Annotated in this window: 20 protein-coding genes; 10 read left to right on the top strand and 10 right to left on the bottom strand. The window is 72.2% G+C overall.

The genetic code is table 11. The features are described from left to right. Positions 1–44: 44 nt before the first annotated feature. The 3 genes from G472_RS0125010 to G472_RS0125020 form a co-directional block, all read right to left on the bottom strand. A complete protein-coding gene (locus tag G472_RS0125010) occupies positions 45–1,706 on the bottom strand; it encodes a heparinase II/III family protein (protein WP_029010563.1) in 1,662 nt (553 codons plus the stop codon). A 129-nt stretch (positions 1,707–1,835) separates the two neighbouring features. After that, positions 1,836–3,131, bottom strand: a complete 1,296-nt coding sequence (locus G472_RS0125015; protein WP_029010564.1) for an RsmB/NOP family class I SAM-dependent RNA methyltransferase — start codon at positions 3,129–3,131, stop codon at positions 1,836–1,838. A 99-nt stretch (positions 3,132–3,230) separates the two neighbouring features. After that, positions 3,231–3,503 carry a GNAT family N-acetyltransferase gene (locus tag G472_RS0125020; RefSeq protein ID WP_029010565.1) on the bottom strand — a complete coding sequence of 91 codons (273 nt, stop codon included), beginning with the start codon at positions 3,501–3,503 and terminating at the stop codon, positions 3,231–3,233. Between the two features lie 151 nt (positions 3,504–3,654). Here G472_RS0125020 and G472_RS40690 point away from each other — a divergent pair, with 151 nt between their 5' ends. Next, entirely contained in the window at positions 3,655–5,424 is a 1,770-nt protein-coding gene (locus G472_RS40690) for a tetratricopeptide repeat protein (protein ID WP_029010566.1), read from the top strand. Positions 5,425–5,581: 157 nt separating this feature from the next. Continuing rightward, positions 5,582–6,256, top strand: coding sequence for a peptidoglycan-binding domain-containing protein (locus tag G472_RS37615; protein WP_051341261.1), 675 nt, complete (start codon positions 5,582–5,584; stop codon positions 6,254–6,256). Between the two features lie 21 nt (positions 6,257–6,277). On the opposite strand, the gene G472_RS35535 is transcribed toward G472_RS37615, so the two are convergent. The 7 genes from G472_RS35535 to G472_RS35545 all read right to left on the bottom strand — a co-directional run bounded on the left by G472_RS35535 (position 6,278) and on the right by G472_RS35545 (position 17,017). Beyond that, on the bottom strand, positions 6,278–8,398 hold the full coding sequence (locus G472_RS35535; protein WP_051341263.1) for a hybrid sensor histidine kinase/response regulator: 2,121 nt from the start codon (positions 8,396–8,398) through the stop codon (positions 6,278–6,280). 115 nt (positions 8,399–8,513) lie between these two features. After that, positions 8,514–10,310, bottom strand: a complete 1,797-nt coding sequence (locus tag G472_RS0125040; RefSeq protein ID WP_029010567.1) for a glycoside hydrolase family 15 protein — start codon at positions 10,308–10,310, stop codon at positions 8,514–8,516. Beyond that, positions 10,307–13,234 (bottom strand): FAD-binding and (Fe-S)-binding domain-containing protein, encoded by a 2,928-nt coding sequence (locus G472_RS35540; protein ID WP_035693704.1) that lies wholly within the window; start codon positions 13,232–13,234, stop codon positions 10,307–10,309. The genes G472_RS0125040 and G472_RS35540 overlap by 4 nt, the downstream gene beginning before the upstream one ends. Positions 13,235–13,338: 104 nt before the next feature. Beyond that, on the bottom strand, positions 13,339–13,713 hold the full coding sequence (locus G472_RS0125050; protein ID WP_029010568.1) for a helix-turn-helix domain-containing protein: 375 nt from the start codon (positions 13,711–13,713) through the stop codon (positions 13,339–13,341). 160 nt (positions 13,714–13,873) lie between these two features. Next, positions 13,874–14,962 (bottom strand): enolase C-terminal domain-like protein, encoded by a 1,089-nt coding sequence (locus G472_RS0125055; protein WP_029010569.1) that lies wholly within the window; start codon positions 14,960–14,962, stop codon positions 13,874–13,876. Next, positions 14,962–16,716, bottom strand: coding sequence for a thiamine pyrophosphate-binding protein (locus G472_RS0125060; RefSeq protein WP_029010570.1), 1,755 nt, complete (start codon positions 16,714–16,716; stop codon positions 14,962–14,964). Before G472_RS0125060 ends, G472_RS0125055 begins: the two co-directional genes overlap by 1 nt. Positions 16,717–16,846: 130 nt before the next feature. Further along, complete coding sequence (locus G472_RS35545; RefSeq protein WP_425388006.1) at positions 16,847–17,017, bottom strand: DUF1674 domain-containing protein; 171 nt, start codon at positions 17,015–17,017, stop codon at positions 16,847–16,849. A gap of 136 nt (positions 17,018–17,153) precedes the next feature. Here G472_RS35545 and htpX point away from each other — a divergent pair, with 136 nt between their 5' ends. From htpX to G472_RS0125105, 8 genes are all read left to right on the top strand, one after another. After that, positions 17,154–18,215, top strand: coding sequence for a zinc metalloprotease HtpX (htpX, locus tag G472_RS35550; RefSeq protein ID WP_035693707.1), 1,062 nt, complete (start codon positions 17,154–17,156; stop codon positions 18,213–18,215). An 81-nt stretch (positions 18,216–18,296) separates the two neighbouring features. Next, complete coding sequence (locus G472_RS0125075) at positions 18,297–19,229, top strand: exopolyphosphatase (protein WP_029010571.1); 933 nt, start codon at positions 18,297–18,299, stop codon at positions 19,227–19,229. 166 nt (positions 19,230–19,395) lie between these two features. Beyond that, positions 19,396–20,949, top strand: a complete 1,554-nt coding sequence (nifB, locus tag G472_RS35555; protein ID WP_035693708.1) for a nitrogenase cofactor biosynthesis protein NifB — start codon at positions 19,396–19,398, stop codon at positions 20,947–20,949. An 82-nt stretch (positions 20,950–21,031) separates the two neighbouring features. Beyond that, a complete protein-coding gene (locus G472_RS0125085; RefSeq protein WP_029010572.1) occupies positions 21,032–21,223 on the top strand; it encodes a 4Fe-4S dicluster domain-containing protein in 192 nt (63 codons plus the stop codon). Positions 21,224–21,311: 88 nt separating this feature from the next. Then, a complete protein-coding gene (locus tag G472_RS0125090) occupies positions 21,312–21,827 on the top strand; it encodes a hypothetical protein (protein ID WP_029010573.1) in 516 nt (171 codons plus the stop codon). Next, complete coding sequence (locus tag G472_RS0125095) at positions 21,824–22,591, top strand: 4Fe4S-binding leucine-rich repeat protein (RefSeq protein WP_029010574.1); 768 nt, start codon at positions 21,824–21,826, stop codon at positions 22,589–22,591. Before G472_RS0125090 ends, G472_RS0125095 begins: the two co-directional genes overlap by 4 nt. A gap of 8 nt (positions 22,592–22,599) precedes the next feature. Beyond that, a complete protein-coding gene (locus tag G472_RS0125100) occupies positions 22,600–22,905 on the top strand; it encodes a nitrogen fixation protein NifZ (protein ID WP_035693709.1) in 306 nt (101 codons plus the stop codon). A 12-nt stretch (positions 22,906–22,917) separates the two neighbouring features. Next, the gene (locus G472_RS0125105) at positions 22,918–23,232 is read left to right on the top strand and encodes a nitrogen fixation protein NifZ (protein ID WP_029010576.1); all 315 of its coding nucleotides are present in this window, start codon (positions 22,918–22,920) and stop codon (positions 23,230–23,232) included. The last annotated feature ends 5 nt before the right edge of the window (positions 23,233–23,237 follow it).

The raw sequence follows: 23,237 nt of genomic DNA on the forward strand, positions 1-23,237 counted from the left end.
GTCCCGCCGCCCGAATGCGGAGGGTGCCCGCGGATGCCCGCGGTTTACCCCCCCTTGCGCTCGCGGCGCAAGGCCCATTTGACCGAGGCGCCGCGCGCATCGGCGTGGCCGGTGATGGTCACCTGGGTGGAACGGAGCGGCTCGTCCCCGGTGCCGAGATAGATGCTCTCCGACGTTTCCAGCAGCCCGCCGGTGACGCGCAGCCGCCAGCCGGTGCCGCTGGGCAGGTTCAGGAGGACGGCCGTGCCGTTCTGCACCGGCTCCACCCGGACCGACGGGTGCAGATGGAACCGCGCGACGAACGGTTGCGGCGCCGGGTTGGCGCCGAGCACCGGCTCCAGCGTGTCCTCGCCGCGCAGGTCCTCGCCGTTCTCGGCCAGGTAGACGCGGCGGCGGTGCAGGTAGCCGAAGCCGCGGGCGTAGCCGTTGTGGGTGGCGACCACCAGCACGGCCCCGTCCGCCTCCTGCCGCTCGCAGCCGACGTGGCCGGGGCGGCGGCCGAGTCCGCCGTCCTCCAGCACCTCGGCCGAGTTGGTTTCCGCCAGCGTGACGGTGGAATGGGCGGCGGTGGCGGCCAGCGCCGCCCGCCAGGGGCCGGACAGCCCGGGGTCGCAGCCGCAGTTGACGATCAGACGCTCCTTGCCGACCGACACCTCCAGCGACAGGGTGCCGGCGTGGGCGCGGTCGTCCAGGCCGGCGGGAGCCGGCGCGCCGGTGTCCATCAGCACCAGGGTGCGGCCGGCGATCAGCCGCTCGAACCCCGTGTGCGGCGCGCTCTTCAGCGGGCGGCCGCGGGCGTCGGCCTGGGCCAGCACCGTGTCGACCAGCGTCGGCTCCTCCTCCCGGCTGCCGTTGAACAGCGCCAGCCCGCCGTCACCGTGGCGGAAGAAGCGCAGGGCCGGGGTCATACGGTCGATGGCGTGCTGAAGGGAGTCCGGCATCTCCGCCCTGGCGGAGCGCAGCACGCCCCGCAGGTCCACCAGATCCCGCAATACCTGGAGTTGCAGGGACGGGCTGCGCTCGGCGTGACCGCCGTCGGGCAGGATCTGGCGCGGCAGTTCCCGCTCCAGCAGGCGCAGGGCCTCGCCGCCCAGCTTCTCGTGGCCGGGCAGGCACAGGCCGCCGTAGGCCAGCCCCTTGATGGCGGTCAGCAGCGCCGCCCCCTCCAGATGGCCGGGGACCACCCGGGCGAGGTGGCGGGTCTGGCGCGCCAGGCTGTCGAAGACGCGGGCGCGGAACTCGTCGTCGGCGCTGGCGCAATAGAAATCGTGCAGGCCGATCCAGTTGGCGATGCGGGCGGCCAGCACCTGCGGCGCCCAGGTGCGGGCGTTCCACGACCCGTTGTGGTCCAGCCACGACGTCACCAGCGCCCGCGCCCGCCGCCGCGCCGCGTCGCCGCCCACGGCGCGCAGATCGCGCAGCCACTCGAACCCGTGCATGCCGGCGATCCAGCGCGGGCCGGCCCCGGCGGGGCGCCAGTCCGGCTCCGCCGCGGGATCGCGGGTCACCGCGTGGCCGGCGAAGCGGTAGACGCCGGACAGCACGGCCGTCCCCTCCTCCGGCCGGCCGGGCCAGGGGTCGGAGGGCACCACCGACAGGGCGGTGGGCGCCCGCCCGCCGAGCATGAGCTGATAGAGAGGGTTCCCGTAGGCGATCTGGGCAACGCCGTCACGGAACCGGCCGAAGGTGTCGCGCCCTGCGGCCATGCGCCTACCTCGCCCCGCAACGGGCGGGGCCGGCCGGGCCGCGACGGAGAATGGTGGGAGGACGGATCGACGCCATGAGTCGGTTCCTATCAAATTCAATGCAACCGCCGCAAGACGGCGGTTTGCGAATCACGCCCGCCGTCGCAGCCGCGCCACAAAGAACCCGTCGATGCCGCCGCGCTCCGCCAGCATGCCCGGCAGGGTACGGATCTCGCCGCGCCCGTTGATCGGCTCGGCCAGGCCGTCCAGCTCGTCCGCGGTGACGGGCATCCGCTCCACCCGGTCGTCGGCGGCGAGCAGACGGTCGATCTGCGCCTCCCCCTCCTCCGGCTGGAGCGAACAGGTGCAGTAGACCACCAGGCCGCCGGGCTTCACCAGATCGACCGCGCGGGCCAGCAGGCGGCCCTGGGCGCGGGCCAGCTTGGCCACGTCGTCGGGGGTCTTCAGGCGCTGCACGTCAGGGTGGCGGCGGATGGCGCCGGTGGCGGTGCAGGGGGCGTCCAGCAGCACCGCGTCGGCCGGCCCCTCGTCCGGAATCCAGGTGGCGGCGTCGGCGGCCACCACCTCGGCCGTCAGGTGCAGGCGCGCCAGGTTCTCCCCCACCCGCTCCAGCCGGCGGGCCGAGCGGTCGATCGCCACCACCGAGGCGCCGCGGGCGCAGAGCTGCGCGGTCTTGCCGCCGGGGGCGGCGCACAGGTCGTAGACGCGCCGGCCCGCCACATCGCCCATCACCTTGGCCGGCAGCGAGGCGGCGAGGTCCTGCACCCACCACGCCCCCTCGGCGAAGCCCGGCAGGTCGGCGACGGCGCCGCCGGGCGGCCGGCGCAGCGTGCCGGTGGGCAGCAGCGCCGCCTCCAGCCGCTCCGCCCAGCCCGCGGGATCGTCGCGCACGGTGATGTCCAGGGGCGCCTCATGCAGGTGCGCCTCGACGATGGCGCGGGTGCGCGCGGTGCCGTAGGCGTGGCGCCACGCCAGCCACAGCCAGTCCGGCGTGTTGAGGCGGCCGGCGTCCTGGCCGGCGATGATGGCCTGCCCCTCGCGCGCCAGACGGCGCAGGACCGCGTTGACCAGGCCCTTGTAGGGGGCCGCCCCGCGCTCCGCCGCCAGGGTGACGGCGGTGTCCACCGCGGCGTGGGCCGGGGTGCCGAGGAACAGGAGCTGCGCCGCCCCCAGCCGCAGCAGGTCGAGCACGGTGGCCTTGGGCGCGCCGGGCCGCGTCAGCGACGCCTCGACCGCGGCGTCGATCTGACCCAGCCGGCGCAGCACGGTCGCCACCAGCAGCCGCACGAAGCCGCGGTCCCGCGCCTCCATCCCGGCCAGTCCCGGGTGCGCGTCGAACGCGTCGTCGAGCGGGACGGACTTGCGCAGCACGTCGCGCAGCAGGTCGAGCGCAACGGCCCGCGCGGCAAGGGTCGATTCGGTCATGAACGCCATGTAGCGCGGCGGCGCCCCGCTGTCGATGGGGATTGCGCCGCAGGCGTCGCGGCACGGACGTTCCCCCGGAGACCGGGCCGGGGGACCGGGCTACAGCAGGTCCCGGTATTCCCGGTGCCGGCGCATCCAGGCCGCGGCATAGCCGCAGATGGGCACGACGCGGCGGCCCTCCGCGCGGGCGATGCGCATGACCCCGTGCATCAGCCGGTCGGCGGCCCCGGTGCCGCGCAGGGGCGGCGGCGCCTCCACATAGGGGATGTGCAGTTCGTCGCCGTCGCGGCGGTAGCTGGCGAAGACGGTCATCCCGTCGATCTCCAGCTCGAAACGGCGGCGGTCGGGGTTGTCCTTCACCGGATCGTCCATGGAACTCCTCGTCGCGGGCCCATCCCTTCCTACCGCAAACGGCGGCGGACGGCGATGGTTGCCGGGGATGTGGTTGCCGGGGATGTGGTTGCCGGGAGTGCCGGCGCGGCGGTACTCTGCGGGCCTCCGCAACCGCCCGCCTTCCCGATCCATGGACGAACGCCTCGACGCGGCCCTCTCCCTGCACCGGTCCGGCCGGCACGGCGAGGCCGAGCCCCTGTACCGCGCGGTGCTCGACGCCGATCCCGACAACCGCCGGGCCCTCCAGCTCCTGGCCCTGCTGTCGGCGCAGACCGGGCGGCCGGACGCGGCGGCCGGGCTGTTCGCCCGCGTGGCGGCGCTGGAGCCGGAGTCGGCGGACGCCCACAGCAACCTGGCCGGTGCGCTGCGCGCCGCGGGACGGCACGCGGCCGCCGCCGACCACCTGCGCCGCGCCCTGGCGCTCGACCCGCTGCACGTCGCCGCCGGATTCAACCTGGGCAACGAGATGAAGCGGCTGGACCGCGCCGCGGAGGCGGAGCGCTGCTACCGCCGGGTGCTGACGGCGGTGCCCGGTCACCCCGCCGCCGCCGCCAACCTGGACGTGCTGCGCGCCGCCCGGGGGACGGATCTGGACCGGGCCGCGGCCCGCCGCCGCGCCGCCGCGCGGCCGGGCGCCGGCGCCGATGCCCACGCCGCGGCGGCCGAGGCGCTGGACGCCGTCGGCGACCGGGCGGCGGCCGAGGCGGCGGCCCGGCGGGCCCTGGCGCTCGACCCCGGTCACCGCGCCGCCAGCCGGCGGCTGGGCTCCCTGCTGCTGGAGCGCAGCGGCCTGACCGCCGTCTCCGCCGGCAAACCCTTCGCCGTCGACCGGGTGCTGGCGGCCGAGGCGGTGGCCGCCCTGGCGGCCGCCGACCCGCGGGACGAGGAGGCGGAGCGCCTGCGCCTCCTGGCCGTCAGCACGCTGGTGCAGATCGGCCTGGCCGACGACGCCATGCTGCACGCCGCCGCCCGGGCGGCGTGGCGGCGGCTGGCGCGGCATCGGACCGACGCCACCGCCGCGGTGGTCGCGGGGTTCCACGTCTACCGCCGGGGGCGCGCGGTGCTGGCCTCCCGGCTGATGCAGCGCTTCCTGCGGCGTCTCACCCCGGCGGCGATCGCCGCCGACCACGAGCTGGGCATCTGGGCCATGCTGCGGGCCGACGACGGGTTCTTCGCCACCCTGGAGCCGGCGTCCGCCGCCGTCGCCCGCATGGCACCGCTGGAGGTGCAGGCCGACCCGCCCGCCACGCCGGGACAACCAACGGTGGTTCTGTCGTGCGACGACGTCTATTACCGCCGCTTCGCGCCCGACTTGCTGGACTCCCTGGCCCGCCGCATGCCCGGAGCGGCGGTGGCGGTGCACGTGGTGGATCCCGGCGAGGCGACGCGCCGCGATCTGGAGCGCCGGAGCGCCGATCCGCGCCCGGGCGTCGGCTGGTCGTGCGAGCGGCCGGACTTCACGGGCTGGCCGGACATCAAGCGCTTCAGCTACTACGCCGCCGCCCGCTTCATCCGCGCCTGGCAATGGCAGGTGCGCCTCGGCGGCCCCATCATCGTGCTGGACCTGGACTGCACCGTCCATTCGGATCTGCGGGCGCTGGCCGGGGACATGACGGGATACGACCTCGGGCTGCTGCTCGACCGCCGCCGGCGCGGCCCGTCGCGGGAAATAACGGTGTGCTTCAACTGGTACGCCGACACGCCGGCCGGCCGCCTCTTCCTGGAGCGGGTCGCCGCCTACATCGCCCGCTTCCTGCTGGGGCCGGGCACCGCCTACTGGCTGCTCGACCAGACCGCCCATTACGCCGTGCTGGACTGGATGAACCGCCACACCCCGGCCCGCGTGCGCTGGTACGATTTCCCCGATTTCCCGCACTGCTCCTTCATCGGCGCCAAATAGGGATCGGCACAAAGCAGGTGGCAGCGGAGCAGCAGCAGACACTCACCTTTCTTCGGAACTTCATCGCCACCGTCAAGTTGACAGGGGGCCAGCCGACAACGGCCGCGCTTGGGACGGCTCGTCGGCATGGACATGACAGACGGGAAGGAATGCGACGATGAAGATCTCGACTCATCTGGCGGCCGTCCTGGCGGCCGGCTCCCTTTCGGCCTTCGCCCTCATGCCGGCGCACGCCGCCGGTGACGGTGCCTCCTCGGCCATGCAGACCGATTCGACCATCCAGATGGACCAGTCGGCGCAGGCCGGCCTGTCCGGTTCGGCGGACCAGGACATGAGCGAGCAGGAGATCCGCGATCTCCAGCAGGCGCTCAGCGACGCCGGCCACAACGTCGAGGTGGACGGCATCTGGGGTCCCAACACCCGCGACGCCCTGCGCGACTACCAGGAGGCCAACAACCTGCCGGCGACCGGCGAGGCGGATGATCAGACCCTGGGGTCGCTGAACGTCGGCGACTCCGGCTCCGCCATGGGCGCCGGCGGCGACGCGGGTGCGACGGGCGACGCCTTCGGCTCGACGGCGACCGGCGGCAACGTCGGCACCGCCGGCGAGACGCTGGGCACCGACGACACCCTGGGTGCTGACGACACCCTGGGCGCCACCGACGGCATGGGCACCGGCACGGCCGGCGCGACCGGCGGCACCGACGCCGGCGGCGGCGCGGACGCGACGCTGGGCAGCGGCATCACGGGCGACAGCGCCAACCCGTCGGCGCAGGAGCGTCCGCTGGGCGCCGGTTCGCCCCTGCCGAGCACGCAGACCGAGTCCGACTGACCCCGCTGATGGGATGATCGGTCAGGTCGCCCGCACCCGCACCGCCAGGTCGCGGATGCGGGCGGCCAACCGGTCGGGGGTGTAGGGCTTGGGCAGCACCGCCGCGTCGGCTTCCGCTCCCATGGTGGCCAGGGATTCCGGGCTGTAGCCCGACGTCAGCAGCACGGGGATGTCGGGCCACCGTTCCCGGACGCGCCGGGCAAGGTCGAAGCCACTGACGCCATAGGGCATGATCACATCGGACACCACCACGTCGATCTCCGCCCCGCCCTCCAGAATCTCCAGGGCCGCCACCCCGTGCTCGGCGGTGGCCACCTCGAACCCCTCCTGCTTCAGGCCCTCCACGGTGGCGAGCAGGACCAGCGCGTTGTCCTCCACCAGCAGGACACGGATGGAACGGGTCACCGGATCCTCCGCCTGTGGCCGGGTGGTGACCTCTGACGGGCGGCGTGTCGTCAGCGGCAGGGTGATGCGCACGCAGGTCCCCTGCCCCAGACGTGAGTCAATCTCCGCCATCCCGCCGGACTGGCGGGCGAAGCCATACACCATGGACAGGCCCAGCCCCGTCCCCTGCCCGTCCCGCTTCGTGGTGAAGAACGGCTCGAAGGCGCGCGTGCGGACGTCCGCGGGCATGCCGGACCCGGTGTCGCGCACCGACACCACAGCGTGCGCGCCGTCCACGCCGGTGGCGATGGTGATCCGGCCGCCGGCAGCCATGGCGTCGCGCGCGTTGACCACCAGATTGAGGACTGCCAGTTCCAGTTGGACGGGGTCCACCTCCACGTACACCGGCTGGTCCCCCACCTCCCATGCCAGGGTGATGTCGGCCCGGACGGAGCGCTCCAGCAGATCGGCCATGGCGCGCAGATGGCCGTTCAGGTCAATCACTTCGGGATTGACGGCCTCCTGGCGCGAAAAGGCCAGGAGCTGCCGCGTCAGCTTGGCCGCCCGTTCAAGGGCCGCCGTTACCCCCTCATGATAGGTCGCGGCCGGTGCCGGGACGTGGCGGGCCAGCAGGTGCAGGTTGGTCCGGGCGGCGGTCAGCAGGTTGTTGAAATCGTGCGCCACGCCGCCGGTGAGCTGGCCCAGCGCCTCCATCTTCTGCGACTGGCGCAGGGCCGCCTCCAGTTCGGCACTCCGGCGCACCTCGTCCGCCCACATCCGCACCGTGGCGGCCTCGCCACGGGCACGGCGCAGGGCCGCCCGGGCCACCAGAACCAGGGCCAGCATCGCCGGCAGGGCGAACACCGCGTAGATCGCGGTCGTGCGCAGCCAGGCGGCCGTCACCGCCGAGGTGGCCACGGCGTAGGTGACGTAGACGGGATGCCCCTCCAGCTTCTTGTACCCGAAGATGCGGTCGATGCCGTCGACCTGCCCGTGCACGCGGAAGAGACCCTCGTCCGGGTTGCGCTCGATGGCGGCCATCATGCCGCGGCCGCGGGCCAGGCGGACCGGGGCGTCGGCCGCCGGCTCGGGATAGCGCACCAGGACTGCCCCGTCGGCCCGCGTCAGCCCCATGGATTCGTCGTCGCCCAGAGCGACGCGGCGATAGAAATCAACGAAATATTGCGGAAAGACCGCCGCCACGATGGCGCCGTTGAAGTCACCGTCGCCGCCCGAGCGGCGGCGGGCGATGTTGAACTGGGGGTCGCCGCTGATGCGGCCATGGATCGCTTCGCTGACCGTGTACGCACCGTCGCCGTTGCGCAGGGCACGGATGTACTCGCGGTCGCTGACGTCCACGGACACGGCGGGATACCGCCGGCTGGATGCGACGATGCGGCCCTGCGGGTCGACGAGGGCCAGGGAGCCGAGCTGCGGCATGCTGCTGTCGAAGGCCCGCAGCATCTCGTGGACGTCGCGGGATTCGGCGATGGTCGCCCAGTCCACCCCGTCAAGACGCTCATCGATGCGGTCGAGGGTGCCTTCCAGCGTCTCGAACACCTTCAGGGCGTGCTCGTGCAGCACCAGGGTGGTCTTACGGATGCCGCGTTCGGTTTCCGCCACCGTCAGGGCGTGGCTGTTCCAGGCGATCAGGGCAAACAGCAGCAGCGGCACCACCATGCAGGCCGCCAGCAACAGCCGCAGCGCGCGCACGGAGCCGGCCGTTCCGGCCGGCGGTTCGATGCCCTTCGACGCCATGATCCGCCATACGCTGCTGCCGTTTTCGGTCGAAACGACAGATCGCCCCTTCGCTCCATCGGGTCAACCCGTCCGAACCGCCGCTGCCCCGGCTTGCCGATCCGGATAGGCCCCGTCACCGCGCCGCCCGGCCTTCCGCCGGCCCGTCCGCCCGCGCCAGGTTGTGGGCGGAGTTGACCAGAGCCACGTGGGAGAACGCCTGCGGGAAGTTGCCGAGCATGCGGCGCTCCCGTGGGTCGTACTCCTCCGCCAGCAGGCCGACGTCGTTGGCCAGGCCGACCAGCCGCTCGAACAGGGCCTGCGCCTCCTCGCGGCGGCCCAGCAGCACCTTGGCGTCGACCATCCAGAAGGAGCAGGCGAGGAAGCACCCCTCCCCCGGCGGCAGGCCATCCACATCGGGTTCGGTTCGGTAGCGAAGGATCAGGCCGTCGTCGGACAGCTCCCGCTCCACCGCGGCCACGGTGCCGGCGACGCGCGGGTCGTCCGGCGGCAGGAACCCGACCTGCGGGATCAGCAGCAGCGACGCGTCGGTGTGGTCGGCGCCGTAGTATTGGACGAACCGGTTGTGGCGGTGGTCGAATCCCTTGTCGCAGACCTCGGCGTGGATGCGCCGGGCCAGCTCGCGCCAGCGGTCGACCGGCCCCTCCAGCCCCATGGCCTCCGCCGCCCGGATGGCGCGGTCGAAGGCCACCCAGGCCATGATGCGCGAGTGGGTGAACGGCCGCGCCGGCCCGCGCACCTCCCACAGGCCGTAGTCGTCGCGGCACCAGACCTCTTCCAGGTAGCGCAGCAGGGCGCACTGCACCCGCCAACCGGTGTGGTCGGCCTCCACCCCGCTGCGCCGGGCGAGGTGGAAGGCGTCCATGACTTCACCGACCACGTCGAGCTGGACCTGGGTGTAGGCTTCGTTGCCGATGCGCACCGGCCGGCTGTCCAGGAAGCCGGACAACCAGGGGAGTTCACGTTCCTCCAGCCGCCGCTCGCCGGCCAGGCCGTACATGATCTGCAACTGCGAGGGCATGCCCGCCACCGCGCGCGTCAGCCACGCCCGCCAGGCGGCCGCCTCTTCCCGGAAGCCCGACGACAGCAGGGCGTAGAGGGTGAAGGTGGCGTCGCGCAGCCAGCAGAAGCGGTAGTCCCAGTTGCGCGGCCCGCCGATCTTTTCCGGCAGCGAGGTGGTGGGGGCGGCGACGATGCCGCCGGTCGGCTCGTAGGTCAGCGCCTTCAGCGTGATGAGGGAGCGGCGCACGGCATCGCTCCACGGCCCGTCGTAGCGGCCGCGCGACGACCAGCGGCGCCACCACGCCTGCGTCTCGTCCAGCAGGCGGCGCGGGTCCTCGGGCGGGGGTTCGGGCAGGTGCGAGGGGTGCCAGGTCAGGGTGAAGGGCACGGTCTCGCCCTGCGACACCGTGAAGGCCGCGCGGGTGTGGAACGCCTCGCCGTGCAGGTCGACGGGCGTGTGCAGGTGGGCGGAATCCGGCCCCGCCACCGCCACCAGCCCGTCGGCGGTGCGCCGCACCCACGGCACGATGGAGCCGTAGTCGAAGCGGAACACCAGGTCCATGGCCATGGCGACCCGGCCGCGCCGCCCCTCGACGAGGCGCACCAGGTCGGCGCGCACGTCTTCGCTTTGCGGCGGCATCAGGTCGATCACCGCCACCACGCCGTCGTCGGTCTCCATCTCGGTTTCCAGGACCAGCGTGCCGTCGCGGTAGCGCCGCCGCACCGCCCGCACCTCCCCCTGCGGCGCGATCCGCCAGCGCCCGTTCTCCGGGGTCCCCAGCAGGGCCGCGAAGCAGGCCGGGGAGTCGAAGCGCGGCAGGCACATCCAGTCCACCGATCCGTCGCGCCCGACGAGGGCCGCGGTGTGGGTGTTGCCGAGAAGGGCGTAATCCTCGATGCGCCGCGTCATCGCCGGTCCCCGCCGCCGGTCCCGGCCGATCGCAGCCCCTGCGCCAGCACTTCCGGCAGGGTCACGGCGCGGCGCCTGCCGCCGGGGCCGGCGAGGGCCTGGTTGATCTGCTCGCGGCAACTGAAGCCGTCGGCAATGACCAGGTCGGCATCGGTTTCGCGCACTGCGGGCAGCACCACCTGCTCGGCGATGGTCATCGACACCGGGTATTTCTCCGTCTCGTAGCCGAAGGCGCCGGCCATGCCGCAGCAGCCGCTGTCGAGCACGTCGGCGGCGACCCCGGCGCGCTTCAGCACCGCCGCGTCGGCCGCCATCCCCATGATCGCCTTGTGATGGCAGTGGCCGTGCACGATGGCGGTGCGGCCGATATCCGGCCACGGCAGGTCGGAGCCGTGGCGATCGAGGAACTCGGCCAGCGTCAGCGTGCGCTCGGCCAGGCGCCGCGCCTCGTCATGGCCGGGGAAGAGGTTGGTCAGCTCGTCCCGGAAGACGCTGAGGCAGCTTGCCTCCACTCCCACCACGCAGGCCCCGGCGTCCAGGCGCGGCTTCAGCGCCGCCATGATCCCCGAGAGGTGACGCTTCGCCGCATCCAGCCACCCGTAATCATAGAGCGGCCGGCCGCAGCACAGGTTGCGCGCCGTGATCTCCACGGGGTGGCCGGTGGCGTTCAGCACCGTGCTGGCGGCCTCCAGCACCTCCGGGGAGAAGTGATTGTTGAAGGTGTCGGTCCACAGGATGACCGGCACCCGGCCGGGCGTGCCCGCTGCCGGGCGGAAGGCCGGGCGGAATGGCCGCCGGAAGGCGGGAACCGCGCGATCGGGGTGGATGCCCGCCACCCGGCGCGCCAGCCGGCCGAGGCCCGGTGCGCGCATCACCGCGTTGGGCAGCCAGGGGACGGGGGCGAACAGGCGCGCCCACTGGTGGATGCGGCCCATGAGGTAGCCGGCCCGCGGCCGGAAACGGCCTTCGTAATGGTGGGCCAGGAACTCCGCCTTGTAGGTGGCGATGTCCACGTTGACCGGGCAGTCGCCCTTGCAGCCCTTGCAGGCGAGGCAGAGGTCGAGCGCCTCCTTTACGGCGCTGCTGCGCCAGAGGTCCCGGATGGGATCGCCCGCCATCATCTCCTGCAACAGATGGGCGCGGCCGCGGGTGGAGTGCATCTCCTCGCGGGTGGCCTTGAACGACGGGCACATGGTGCCGCCGTAGCGGGCGTGGCGGCGGCACTTGCCGACCCCGACGCAGCGCAGGGTGGCCCGGGCGAACGAGCCGTCGTCCTCGGGAAAGCGGAAGTGGGTGTCGAGCTGCGGCGGACGGTAGCGCGTGCCGAGGCGCAGGTGGCTGTCCAGCGGGTAGGGATGGACGATGCGGCCGGGATTCATGCGGTTGGCCGGGTCCCAGATGGCCTTGAACGCCTCGAACGCGCGCACGATCCGCTCGCCGTACATGATCGGCAGCAGTTCGCCGCGGGCGATGCCGTCGCCGTGCTCGCCCGACAGGCTGCCGCCGTAACGGGTGACCAGTTCGGCCGCCTCCTCCAGGAAGCGGCGGAAGCGGCGCAGGTCCTCTTCGCTGTGCAGGCCGAAGTCGATGCGGGTGTGGATCAGGCCGTCGCCGAAGTGGCCGTACATGGCGCCGTGCAGGTCGTGGCGGGCATAGAGGGCCTTGAGGTCGCGGATGTAGTCCCCGAGATCCTCGCGCCGCACGGCGGAGTCCTCCCACCCTTCCCAGGTGTCGCGCTTGGCGCCCGGCGCGAAGGCGGTGGCGCCCAGGCCGGCCTCCCGCACCCGCCACAGGGCCGCCTGGTCCTCCGGCCGGGCGTGCACCGCCACGCCGCGGACGTGGCGATTGCCGGCCAGGTCGTCCTCCAGGCGCCGGGCGCGCTCCCGTGCCTCCTCGGTACTGGTACCGCCGAATTCCACCAGCAGCCAGTTTTCGCCGTCCGGCAGCCGCTTCACCTCGTCGGGGTGCAGGCACTTGCGCCGCATGTTCTGCACCAGGCGCTCGTCGATCCCCTCCAGCCCGATGGGCCCGTGCTCCAGCAGGCGCGGCACGAAGTCGGCGGCGCAGGCAATGTCGTCGAAACCGACGGCCAGCAGCACGCGGTGCGGCGGCTCCGGCACCAGGCGGACGGTGGCGTGCAGGATGGTGACGCAGGTGCCCTCGGTGCCCACCAGCGCACGGGCGACGTTGAACCCGTTCTCCGGCAGGAGCTGGTCGAGGGGATAACCCGACACGGGACGCGGGATGTCGGGGAAGCGCCGGCGGATCTCGTCGGCGTGGGCGTCGCGCAGGGCGCGCAGGCCGGCGTAGATCTCCCCGCGCCGCCCGCCCGCGGCGATGATGCGCTCCAGCTCCCGGTCCGGCGTCGGGCCGACGGTGAGGCGCAGGCCGTCGTAGGTGAGGACGTCCAGCGATTCCACGTTGTCGATGGTGAGGCCGGCCATCACCGCGTGCACGCCGCCGGAGTTGTTGCCGATCATGCCGCCCAGCGTGCAGTGGTCGTGGGTGGCCGGGTCCGGCCCGAAGGTCAGCCCGTGTGCCCGCGCGGCGTGCCGCAGATCGTCCAGCACGCAGCCCGGCTCCACCGTGGCGCGGCGGTTCTCCGGGTCCAGCTCGACGATGCGGTGGCAATGCCGCGACCCGTCGATGACCACGGCGGTGTTGCAGCTCTGCCCGGCCAGCGCCGTGCCGCCGCCGCGGTGCACGATGGGGGCGCCGTGGCGGGCGCACACGGCCACCGCGTCGCGGATCGCCTCCACATGGCGCGGCACCACCAGCCCGATGGGAACCTGCCGGTAATTGGACGCGTCGGTGGCGTAAAGCGCCCGGTGGCCGGCATCGAACCGAACGTCCCCGTCCACCTCCCGGCGCAGATCGGCGGCGAGCGCGTCCACATCGACGTGTCGCGCGATGCTGTCGGGCATGGCGGTTCTCCTGTGACGGTGGAACGGCGGGATGCCATCCTGTCAACGGCAGAACCGCCCCGGCGTTGCCCCGGAGCGCGCATTTCGCGCCCGAACGGCGCCGTTCAGGCGACGTGCCGGAGGTCGTACGGCCGGATCAGGATCTCGGCCGGGATATGGAGCGCTTCGGACAGCCGGCGGATCATCGAAACGGAAAGCGCCCGGCGCCGGTTCAGCACCTCCGACACCCGGCCGCTCGATCCGATGATCGGTTCCAGATCGGCGCGCGTCATCCCGCGCTGCTCCATCATGAACTCGATCGCCGCAATCGGGTCCGCCGGCGGCATGGGGTGGTGGCGCCGCTCGTAGGCTTCCACCAGCGTCATCAGGATGTCGAGGCGATCACCATCCGGCGTGTCCGGTTCGGCGTCCCACAGCCGCTCGATCTCGGCGAGCGCGGTCCGGAAATCGGCCTCGGTCTTGATCGGGGTGAAGTCCATCAGGTGCTCTCCGGCCTGCCGCTGCGGTTCAGTTCGTCATACTCGGCGTAAGGCAAACCATACGCCATAGGTACTTCACCACGCTCACGAGCCGGTCATCAACGAAGGGCGAGCGCCACTCGGCCATTTCCCGCAGCGCAACATCGGCGGCTGCCTCCGTTCACACCGCGTACCGCCGCGCGTCGGCTTCCCTGAACGTCAGGCCCAGGCCGGGACGCGAGGCGTCGGGGGTGAGGGTGCCGCCGGCGGGGCGCAGGGCGCCGTCGAACAGCATCTCCTCGATGCGGGCGTGGTCGTGGAAATACTCCACGTGGCGCACGCGGCGGCAGGCGCAGCCGAGGTGGGCGTGCAGCGTCGGCGCGGTGTGGGCCGACAGGGGCACGTCGAAGGCGTCCGCCAGCGCCTCGGCGCGCAGGAAGCCGGTCACCCCGCCGCAGCGGGTGGCGTCGGGTTGCAGCACGTCGACGGCGCCGGCCTCCAGCATGCGGCGGAAATAGACGGGGCCGTCGCCGTACTCCCCGGCCGTCACCTCCATCCCCGGCGGCACGCCCTCCACCAGCCGGCAGAGGCCGTCCAGGTCGTCGGACGACACCGGTTCCTCGAACCAGCTCACGCCCTGTGCGGCGAAGCGGCCGGCCATGGCCAGCGCCTGCTTGACCCCATAGGCGCCGTTGGCGTCGACGAAGAGGTCCGGGCCGTCGCCGATCGCCCGCCGGGCCAGGGCGACGCGGGCCTCGTCGCGCGCCGGGTCCCGCCCGACCTTCATCTTCACCGCCGTCAGCCCGTCGGCGACCCAGCCGGCGAGCTGCCCGGCCAGCCGCCCGTCATCGTAGGAGGTGAAGCCGCCGCTGCCGTAGGCCATGACGCCGCGGCGCACCGCCCCCAACAGGGCGAACAGCGGCACCCCCAGCAGGCGGGCCTTGAGGTCCCACAGCGCCACATCCACCGCCGACACGGCCATGGCGCCCAGCCCCGGCCGGCCGAGGTTGCGCACGGCGGCGTTCATGGCGTGCCAAGCGGCGGGGACGGCCAGCGCGTCCGTCCCCGTCACCCGCGGCGCCAGCGTGTCGGCGATCAGCGCCGCGGCGGCACGGTGGGCGTAGCCGTAGCCGAGACCGGTCGTGCCGCCGCCGCGGGCGGTCACGACGATCAGGGTCGTGGCGTCCCATTCCAGCGTGCCGTCGGACTCCGGCGCGTCGGTCGGGATGCGGAAGGCGGCGGCGGTGACCGCCTCCACCCGCGGACTCATCAGATGATCTCGCGGATCGTGTTGGCCGCCACCGTCAGCCCGATCTTGCCGGCGGCCGGCGTGCCGCTGGCCAGCGCCTGCGCGAACTTCACGGCCTGACCGGGCTTCACCTTGGGCGGCATCGGCGGCTCGTGGGGATCGACGATGCAGTCAACGATCACCGGGCCGGGCAGGCTCAGCGCGGTTTCGATCATGGTGGCGGCGTTGGCCGGATCGGTGATGGTCATGCCGGTGCCGCCCATCGCCTCGGCGCACTTGGCGAAGTCGATGGGGGCGAGGTCGCAGACGTATTCCGGGTTGCCGAGGAACACCATCTGCTCCCACTTGATCTGGCCGAGCGCCCGGTTGTTGATGACGAAGATCTTGATCGGCAGCTTGTACTTCACCGCGGTGACGAAGTCGGCCAGCAGCATGGACAGGCCGCCGTCGCCGACGAAGGCGACGCACTGGCGGTCGGGATAGGCGACCTGGGCGGCGATGGTGTAGGGCAGCCCCGGCGCCATGGTGGCGAGGTTGCCCGACAGGGAGTGCATCTGCCCGCGCTTGACCGGGATCTGGCGCGCCCACCAGGTGGCGATGGTGCCGCTGTCGCACGACACGATGGCGTCCGGGCGCAAGCGCTTGCCCAGCTCCCACGCCACCACCTGGGGCTTCATGGGCGTGTCCTGACGGGTGCCGCGCTCCTCCATCAGGGCCATCCACTCCGCCTTGCCCTGCTGGGCCCGGGTCAGGAAGTCGCGGTTGGCCTTGCGTTTGACCAGCGCCTGAAGCGCCTCCAGCGTGCCGCCGGAATCGCCGACCAGGCCGCATTCCACGGGATAGCGCAGGCCGATGCGCATGGGGTCGATGTCGATCTGGACGCCGCGGGCCTGGCCGGGCTTGGGATAGAACTCGATGTAGGGGAACGAGGAGCCGACGATCAGCAGGGTGTCGCAGCCCTCCAGCGCCTCCTGGGACGGGGTGGTGCCGAGCAGCCCGACCGAGCCGGTGGTGAACGGGCTGTCGTCGGGCACGCACGCCTTGCCCAGCAGCGGCTTGACGATCACGGCGCCGAGGTGGTCCGCCAGCCGTTCCACCGCGTCCCCGGCGCCCAACGCGCCGCGGCCGGCCATGATCACCACCCGCTCGCCGGCGTCGATGATGGCGGCGGCCTTGCGCAGCTCCGTCTCCGGCGGCAGCTTGACGGCGGTGGCGTAGAGGTCGGTGTTGTGGCCGAGGATGTTGCGCTTGGACGCCTCGTCCTCGCTCACCTCCTCCTCCTGCACGTCGACGGGGATGGTGATGTGGGCGACGCCGCGGTAGGCCAGCGCGGTGCGGCAGGCCTTGACCGCGACGTTGCGGGCATGCGTGGACTTCATGACCCGCTGGTTGTAGACGGCGACGTCCTGGAACAGCTTGTCCAGTTCCACGTCCTGCTGGGTGTGGGTGCCGATCAGGTCGCTGAACTGCAACCCGGTGATGGCCAGCACCGGCGCGCCGTCCAGCTTGGCGTCGTAGAGGCCGTTCAGCAGATGGATGCCGCCGGGGCCGGAGGTGGCGATGCACACGCCGAGCTTGCCGGTGTACTTGGCATAGCCGCAGGCCATGAAGGCGGCGGACTCCTCGTGGCGGGTCTGGATGAAGCGGATGTCGTCGCGGCGCTTGCGCAGCGCCTCGATGAGGCCGTTCACGCCGTCGCCGGGGATGCCGAAGATCGTGTCCACCCCCCAGTGGACGAGGGTGTCGATGATCGCATCCGAGGTGTTGAAGGCCATGTCGCCGTCTCCCGTATCCGTGGTGCGGGTACGGCCGCCCGGCCGGGGTCGGGCGCGGAACGTCAGCGCGGGCGGCCGGTTATCCCAACCGCACGCCCGGCGTCATGGTTCCGGGGCGATCGCGCGCCGGTCAGAAGTCGGAGCAGCGCCCCCTGAACTCCCAGTCGCCGTAGCGGGTCGGCTCCGGCCCCTTGGGGCCGCCGATCTCGCCGGGCTTCTGCTGCGGGCCCTTGCCGGCCGTGGCGTCGGCGGCGGGTTCGGGGGTGCCGGACGGGTCCGGCTTGGCGGTGTCGTCGGTCATGGCCGTCATATGGCGCGGGGATGGCGGGATTCCACCATCTTGAACGGATGGCGGGGCCAAGCCCATATCACCGGCAGGGCGCGGGGGGTAGCCCTATCCGCGCACCCGACACCGAAGGCCCGGGGGAAACCCGCTTATGACCAGCTATCTGAAGACCACCATCCTGCTTGCCGGCCTGACGGCGCTGTTCGGCGGCGTCGGGTTCCTGATCGGCGGCCAGGGCGGCATGCTGATCGCGCTGCTGGTGGCGGTCGCCATGAACGTCTTCACCTACTGGAACTCCGGCGGCATGGTGCTGTCCATGTACGGGGCGCAGGAGGTGGACCGCCACTCCGCACCCGAATACTACGGCATCGTGGAGCGGCTGGCCCAGCGGGCCGGCTTGCCGATGCCGCGCGTCTACATCATCCATTCCGACCAGCCCAACGCCTTCGCCACCGGCCGCAACCCGGAGAACGCCGCGGTCGCCGCCACCACCGGCCTGCTGCGCATGCTCAGCGCCGAGGAGGTGGCCGGCGTCATGGCCCACGAGCTGGCGCACGTGAAGAACCGCGACACGCTGATCATGACGATCACCGCGACCATCGCCGGCGCCATCTCCATGCTCGCCAACTTCGGGCTGTTCTTCGGGGCGTCCTCGTCGTCCAACGGCAACGGCAACGGCGGCAACCCGCTGGGCTTCGTCGGCATCCTGCTGATGGCGCTGCTGGCGCCCATGGCGGCGATGATCGTGCAGATGGCCATCAGCCGCACCCGCGAGTACGAGGCCGACCGCATCGGGGCCGAGATCTGCGGTCGCCCCCTGTGGCTGGCCAGCGCGCTGGTGCGCATTCACGAGGGGGTGGCCCGCACCGTCGACCACCGCGCCGAGGCGCACCCGGCCACCGCCCACCTGTTCATCGTCAACCCCCTGCACGGCCAGCGCTTCGACAACCTGTTCTCCACCCACCCCAACATGGAGAACCGCGTCGCCGCGCTGCGCGCCATGGCCGGGGCCGGCGGCAGCGGCAGCCATGGCGGCGGCACGGTGGCGGGTCGTGCCGGGGGCGCGTCCGGGGCCGGCACGCCGCAGCGCCCCGACAGCCCGTGGGGCGCCGCCGTCCCCCGCCGGCCGGAGGCGCCGCGCCGGCCGGGCGGCCGGTCCTCGGTCCCGTCCTCCGGCGGCGGTGCGCCGGGTCGCCGCAGCCCGTGGGAGTAGGCCGGCCGCCGCTTGCGCGCCAATGGAGGCGCGACTACCCTCCGGGCGGACAGAACAACGCCGGCACCCGGGGGAATTGCGATGAACGAAAGTGTGAAATACCGTCTGGTTACCCGTTCCGACTTCGACGGTCTGGTGTGCGCGGTGCTGTTGAAGGAGCTGGACCTGGTGGACGACATCAAGTTCGTCCACCCCAAGGACATGCAGGACGGCAAGGTGGAGATCACCGGCCGCGACATCACCACCAACCTTCCCTACGTGGAAGGCGCCCACTTGGTCTTCGACCACCACCTGTCGGAGACGCTGCGGGTGGGGCGGCGCGACAACCACATCATCGACGCCGATGCCCCCTCCGCGGCCCGCGTCGTCTACGACTACTATGGCGGCAAGGAGCGGTTCCCCCGCGTGTCCGACGACATGATGCGCGCCGTGGACCAGGCGGATTCCGCCCGCTACGCCATCGACGACATCCTGCGCCCGCAGGGCTGGACGCTGCTGAACTTCCTGATGGACGCGCGCACCGGGCTCGGCCGCTTCCGTGACTTCCGGGTGTCCAACTACCAGTTGATGATGGAGCTGATCGACTACTGCCGCCGGCACACCATCGACGAAATCCTGGACCTGCCCGACGTGAAGGAGCGCGTCGAGCTGTACCGTCGGCACGAGCCGGAGTTCATCGAACAGATCAGGCGCTGCGCCCGGCAGGAGGGCAACGTGGTTATCCTCGACCTGCGCGGCGAGGACACGATCCTGGCCGGCAACCGCTTCATGATCTATGCCCTGTTCCCCGACGCCAACGTGTCCATCCACGTGCTGTGGGGTCTGAAGCAGCAGAACACCGTGCTGGCCTGCGGCAAGTCGATCCTGAACCGCACGTCGAACAGCAACATCGGCGCGCTCATGCTGGACTACGGCGGCGGCGGCCACCACGCCGCCGGCACCTGCCAGGTCACCAACGACACCGCCGACGCCACCCTGGCCGCCGTGGTGGCGCGCTTCCGGGCGGATGGGTGACCGGCGCCGCCCGGTGTCGATTCCCCGACATCCCCCCGGAATTGTCGCATAGCGGACACCGGCGCCCACCCCAACGACTTTCACCAACCCACTGATAAGACTGACAGTCCTGTCCTGGCCCGCTTCTTGCTGATCCTTTGCCGCACGGCAGGAAAAGGAGCGGGTTATGGGCAACGTGATCGCGCTGGACAGCATCCTCGGCGTCGGCGAGCTGAAGGCCACCCCCACCGCCCCCGCGGCGGCGTCGGGCTGCACCTCGTCGGCCTGCGGCTCGTCGTCCGGCCCGGCCGACATGCCGGCCGAGGTGTGGGAGAAGGTCAAGAACCATCCCTGCTACAGCGAGGAGGCCCACCACTACTTCGCCCGGATGCACGTGGCGGTGGCGCCGGCCTGCAACATCCAGTGCAACTACTGCAACCGCAAGTATGATTGCGCCAACGAGAGCCGGCCCGGCGTGGTGTCGGAGAAGCTGACTCCCGAGCAGGCGGCCAGGAAGGTCCTGGCGGTGGCGCAGGAGATCCCGCAGCTCTCCGTGATCGGCATCGCCGGCCCCGGCGACAGCCTGGCGGCCCGCGGTGCCAACACCTTCCGCACCTTCGAGCTGATCGCCGACAAGGCGCCGGACCTGAAGCTCTGTCTGTCCACCAACGGCCTGGCCCTGCCCGACCACGTGGACCGCATCCGCAACATGAACGTCGATCACGTGACGATCACCATCAACATGGTCGATCCCGAGGTGGGCGAGCGCATCTATCCCTGGATCTTCCACAACCACAAGCGCTGGACCGGCCGCGACGCGGCGAAGATCCTGCACGAGCGGCAGATGCTGGGTCTGGAAATGCTGACCTCGGCGGGCATCCTCGCCAAGATCAACTCGGTCATGATCCCCGGCATCAACGACGAGCACCTGGTCGAGGTGAACAAGGCGGTGAAGGCGCGGGGTGCCTTCCTGCACAACATCATGCCGCTGATCTCCGACCCGGCCCACGGCACGCATTTCGGCCTGACCGGCCAGCGCGGGCCGACGGCGCAGGAGCTGAAGACCCTGCAGGACCGCTGCGAGGGCGACATGAAGCTGATGCGCCACTGTCGCCAGTGCCGCGCCGACGCGGTGGGCCTGCTGGGCGAGGACCGCGGGGCCGAGTTCACCGCCGACAAGGTCGAGGCGCTGGAGGTGTCGGCCGACGACAGCACCCGCCGCGCCTACCGGGAGCATGTGGAGGCCGAACGCGCCGTGCGCCATGCCTCGAAGGAGGCGGCCCGGGCCGAGGTGGCCGACACCGTCGGCAACGCCGTGCCCCCCATCCTGGTGGCCGTCGCCACCAAGGGCGGCGAGCGCATCAACGAGCATTTCGGCCACGCCGGGGAGTTCCAGATCTACGAGGTCGGCCCGGCCGGCGCCAAGTTCGTCGGCCACCGCCGCGTCGATCAGTACTGTCAGGGCGGTGACGGCGACGAGGACGCCATCGAGACCGTGCTCGCCGCCATCGCCGACTGCGCCGCCGTCTTCGTCGCCAAGATCGGCGGCTGCCCGAAGGACAGGCTGGCGGCGGCGGGCATCGAACCGGTCGACCGCTTCGCCTTCGAATACATCGAAGAGTCGGCATTGACTTACTTCAAGGACTACGCCGCGCGCGTGGCCCAGGGTACGGCAACCCTCCGTACCGGCCGCGATGCGGTCATCCGCCCTTCGTCGCAGCCCGCGGCGCGCCGGGCCTGAGGCCAACCCCGTCCCCGATCCGCACCGGGGAACGACGGGCCGCGCGCCGGCCCGTTCCGCCAACCAGAGGAGACAGCGTTCCATGGCTTACAAGATCAAGTCCGCCGAGTGCACCGTCTGCGGCGCCTGCGAGGCCGAGTGCCCGAACGTCGCCATCAGCTTCAAGAAGGGCACCTACATCATCGACGCCACCAAGTGCACCGAATGCCAGGGCCAGTTCGACAGCCCGCAGTGCGCCTCGGTGTGCCCGGCCGACTGCTGCGTCCCGGCCTGACGGAAAACGGCTCCCTCTCCCCCGTCGCGGGAGAGGGGGGACGGCGCCCCCGGGGTGCACCCGTCCCGGCAACCCGAGGAGACCATCCATGCCGGCGGAGGTGGATGAGCCATGGTTGGACCGCCGCTACTACGGGGGCGACCTGCCGGCCGCGGCCGAACGGTGCCTGCATCTGGCGGCGGCGGTCTACGCCGACGCGCCGGCCGCCGAACGCCATCTGGCGGCGGCGGCGGCGCTGGCACCCGGCCACCGGCTGGTCGACCTGGCGCATTACAAGTTCCACTTCTACAAGGCGGACCTGGAGCCGGCCCTGGTCTACGGCCGGCGCATGCTGGCCCACGCGCTGGCCGGGCTGGGCGTCAACGACCCGGACTGGCGCGGCGTCACCCCCGCCACCGCCGACTTCCGCAGCCTCGACGCTGCGCCGCGGTTCTTCCTCTTCGCGTTGACCGCCGTCGGCTACCTGCTGCTGCGCCTGGGCCGGCGGGAGGAGGGGCGCGAAGCGCTGGAAAAGGTGGCGTCCCTCGACCCCGACGACCGGATGGGTGCCCGCCGCCTGATCGCCGTCGCCGACCGGCACGAGAGCGGGGAGGAGGAGCCATGACGGACATCGACGGCGCCTTCGACTGGCTGGGCCGGCCGGTCACCTGCGCCGGCTGCGCCTTCACCGACCGGTTGGCGGCGGGCGGCTGCGAGCCCATGCGGGCCTGCGTGCACGACCGCTACGCCAAGCGCATCCAGCGCTTCTTCGAGCGCAACCCCGACCTGGCGGTGGCCCACCTGGACCATCCCTACTTCGAGGTGCGGGCCATCGCCATCCGCTACGCCCCCATCTTCCACCTGCCCCGGATGATGGAGGACCCCGACGAGACGGTGCGCACCAGCGTCGCCCGCCGCCTGCCGCGGCGTCTCCTGCTGCGCCTGCGCGACGATCCCGACCGCGAGGTGCGCATCGCCGTCGCCGCGCGCCTGGAGGACAGCGACCTCGCCCCGCTCATGCGCGACCCCGACTATGCGGTGCGCCTGCGCGTCGCCCGCCGGGTGCCGGAGGGCATGCTGCCCGCCATGATGCACGACGAGGACCCCGAGGTGCGCCTGGAGGTGGCCCGGCGCATCGGTCCGGAGCGGCTGACGAGCATGGCCCGCGACGAGAACGCGCGGGTGCGCCTGCTGGTGGCCCAGCGCCTGGCGCCGGAAAAGCTGGCGGTGCTGCTGCACGACGCCGACTGGTGCGTGCGCTACGTGGTCGCCAGCCGCATCCCGGCCGACCGGCTGGCGACGCTGGCCGACGACCCGGTCGAAGAAGTGCGCGAGACCGTCCGCGCCCGTCTGGCCGGCTGCGACACCGTGCCCGAACCCGACCGATGAGGTGACCCATGGCCCTGCGCAACTCCGCCCGCCACCCCGACGACGCCGTCGAACTGACCGGCCCTCCCGCCCTGGAGGTGGGGCAGAAGGTCCGCGCCCTGCGCGCCGTGCGCAACGACGGCACCTACCCCAACCGCCCCATGGGCGAGGTGCTGATCGACGCCGGGGACGTCGGCTACGTCCACTCGGTCGGAACCTATCTTCAGATGTATTACATCTACGCCATCGACTTTTACGAGCGCCGCATGGTCGTCGGCATGCGCGCCCGTGAGCTGGAGCTGATCGACGCCCGTTGCAACGACCCCAAAGCCTGAGGGAGCCCCGCCATGTCAGACTCCGCCGCCTCCGCACCCACCAAACCGGTCTTCGTCCCGCCGCGCGAGCCCGTCTTCGACTGGGGCATGCGCGTCGCCGCCGCCGGCGACCTGTTCAACGACGGCAGCCATCCCCACGCCGGGGACGGGGCGCTGCTGGTTCCCGCGGGCACGCCGGGGGTGGTCACCCGCGTCGGCCGCGCCGAAGGGTCGGACGACTTCGTCTATCTGGTGGAGTTCCCCGCGGGCATGATGGTCGGCTGCTTCGAGGAGGAGCTGACGCCGCTGGGCGCCACCCTGCGCCCGCGCCCCGGCGTGATGGGGTGAGCGGG

This window comes from Azospirillum halopraeferens DSM 3675, assembly GCF_000429625.1.
Taxonomy (GTDB): Bacteria; Pseudomonadota; Alphaproteobacteria; order Azospirillales; family Azospirillaceae; genus Azospirillum; species Azospirillum halopraeferens.

What these genes read in the sequence shown, in the direction of transcription:
- G472_RS0125020 (WP_029010565.1), bottom strand. Translation starts at nt 3,503, where the DNA reads ATGGACGATCCGGTGAAGGACAACCCCGACCGCCGCCGTTTCGAGCTG.
- G472_RS35540 (WP_035693704.1), bottom strand. Translation starts at nt 13,234, where the DNA reads ATGCCCGACAGCATCGCGCGACACGTCGATGTGGACGCGCTCGCCGCC.
- G472_RS0125060 (WP_029010570.1), bottom strand. Translation starts at nt 16,716, where the DNA reads ATGGCCTTCAACACCTCGGATGCGATCATCGACACCCTCGTCCACTGG.
- G472_RS0125015 (WP_029010564.1), bottom strand. Translation starts at nt 3,131, where the DNA reads ATGACCGAATCGACCCTTGCCGCGCGGGCCGTTGCGCTCGACCTGCTG.
- G472_RS35535 (WP_051341263.1), bottom strand. Translation starts at nt 8,398, where the DNA reads ATGGCGTCGAAGGGCATCGAACCGCCGGCCGGAACGGCCGGCTCCGTG.
- G472_RS0125010 (WP_029010563.1), bottom strand. Translation starts at nt 1,706, where the DNA reads ATGGCCGCAGGGCGCGACACCTTCGGCCGGTTCCGTGACGGCGTTGCC.
- G472_RS35545 (WP_425388006.1), bottom strand. Translation starts at nt 17,017, where the DNA reads ATGACCGACGACACCGCCAAGCCGGACCCGTCCGGCACCCCCGAACCC.
- G472_RS0125040 (WP_029010567.1), bottom strand. Translation starts at nt 10,310, where the DNA reads ATGACGCGGCGCATCGAGGATTACGCCCTTCTCGGCAACACCCACACC.
- nifB (WP_035693708.1), top strand. Translation starts at nt 19,396, where the DNA reads ATGGGCAACGTGATCGCGCTGGACAGCATCCTCGGCGTCGGCGAGCTG.
- G472_RS0125095 (WP_029010574.1), top strand. Translation starts at nt 21,824, where the DNA reads ATGACGGACATCGACGGCGCCTTCGACTGGCTGGGCCGGCCGGTCACC.
- G472_RS0125090 (WP_029010573.1), top strand. Translation starts at nt 21,312, where the DNA reads ATGCCGGCGGAGGTGGATGAGCCATGGTTGGACCGCCGCTACTACGGG.
- G472_RS0125050 (WP_029010568.1), bottom strand. Translation starts at nt 13,713, where the DNA reads ATGGACTTCACCCCGATCAAGACCGAGGCCGATTTCCGGACCGCGCTC.
- htpX (WP_035693707.1), top strand. Translation starts at nt 17,154, where the DNA reads ATGACCAGCTATCTGAAGACCACCATCCTGCTTGCCGGCCTGACGGCG.
- G472_RS37615 (WP_051341261.1), top strand. Translation starts at nt 5,582, where the DNA reads ATGAAGATCTCGACTCATCTGGCGGCCGTCCTGGCGGCCGGCTCCCTT.
- G472_RS40690 (WP_029010566.1), top strand. Translation starts at nt 3,655, where the DNA reads ATGGACGAACGCCTCGACGCGGCCCTCTCCCTGCACCGGTCCGGCCGG.
- G472_RS0125105 (WP_029010576.1), top strand. Translation starts at nt 22,918, where the DNA reads ATGTCAGACTCCGCCGCCTCCGCACCCACCAAACCGGTCTTCGTCCCG.
- G472_RS0125085 (WP_029010572.1), top strand. Translation starts at nt 21,032, where the DNA reads ATGGCTTACAAGATCAAGTCCGCCGAGTGCACCGTCTGCGGCGCCTGC.
- G472_RS0125075 (WP_029010571.1), top strand. Translation starts at nt 18,297, where the DNA reads ATGAACGAAAGTGTGAAATACCGTCTGGTTACCCGTTCCGACTTCGAC.
- G472_RS0125055 (WP_029010569.1), bottom strand. Translation starts at nt 14,962, where the DNA reads ATGAGTCCGCGGGTGGAGGCGGTCACCGCCGCCGCCTTCCGCATCCCG.
- G472_RS0125100 (WP_035693709.1), top strand. Translation starts at nt 22,600, where the DNA reads ATGGCCCTGCGCAACTCCGCCCGCCACCCCGACGACGCCGTCGAACTG.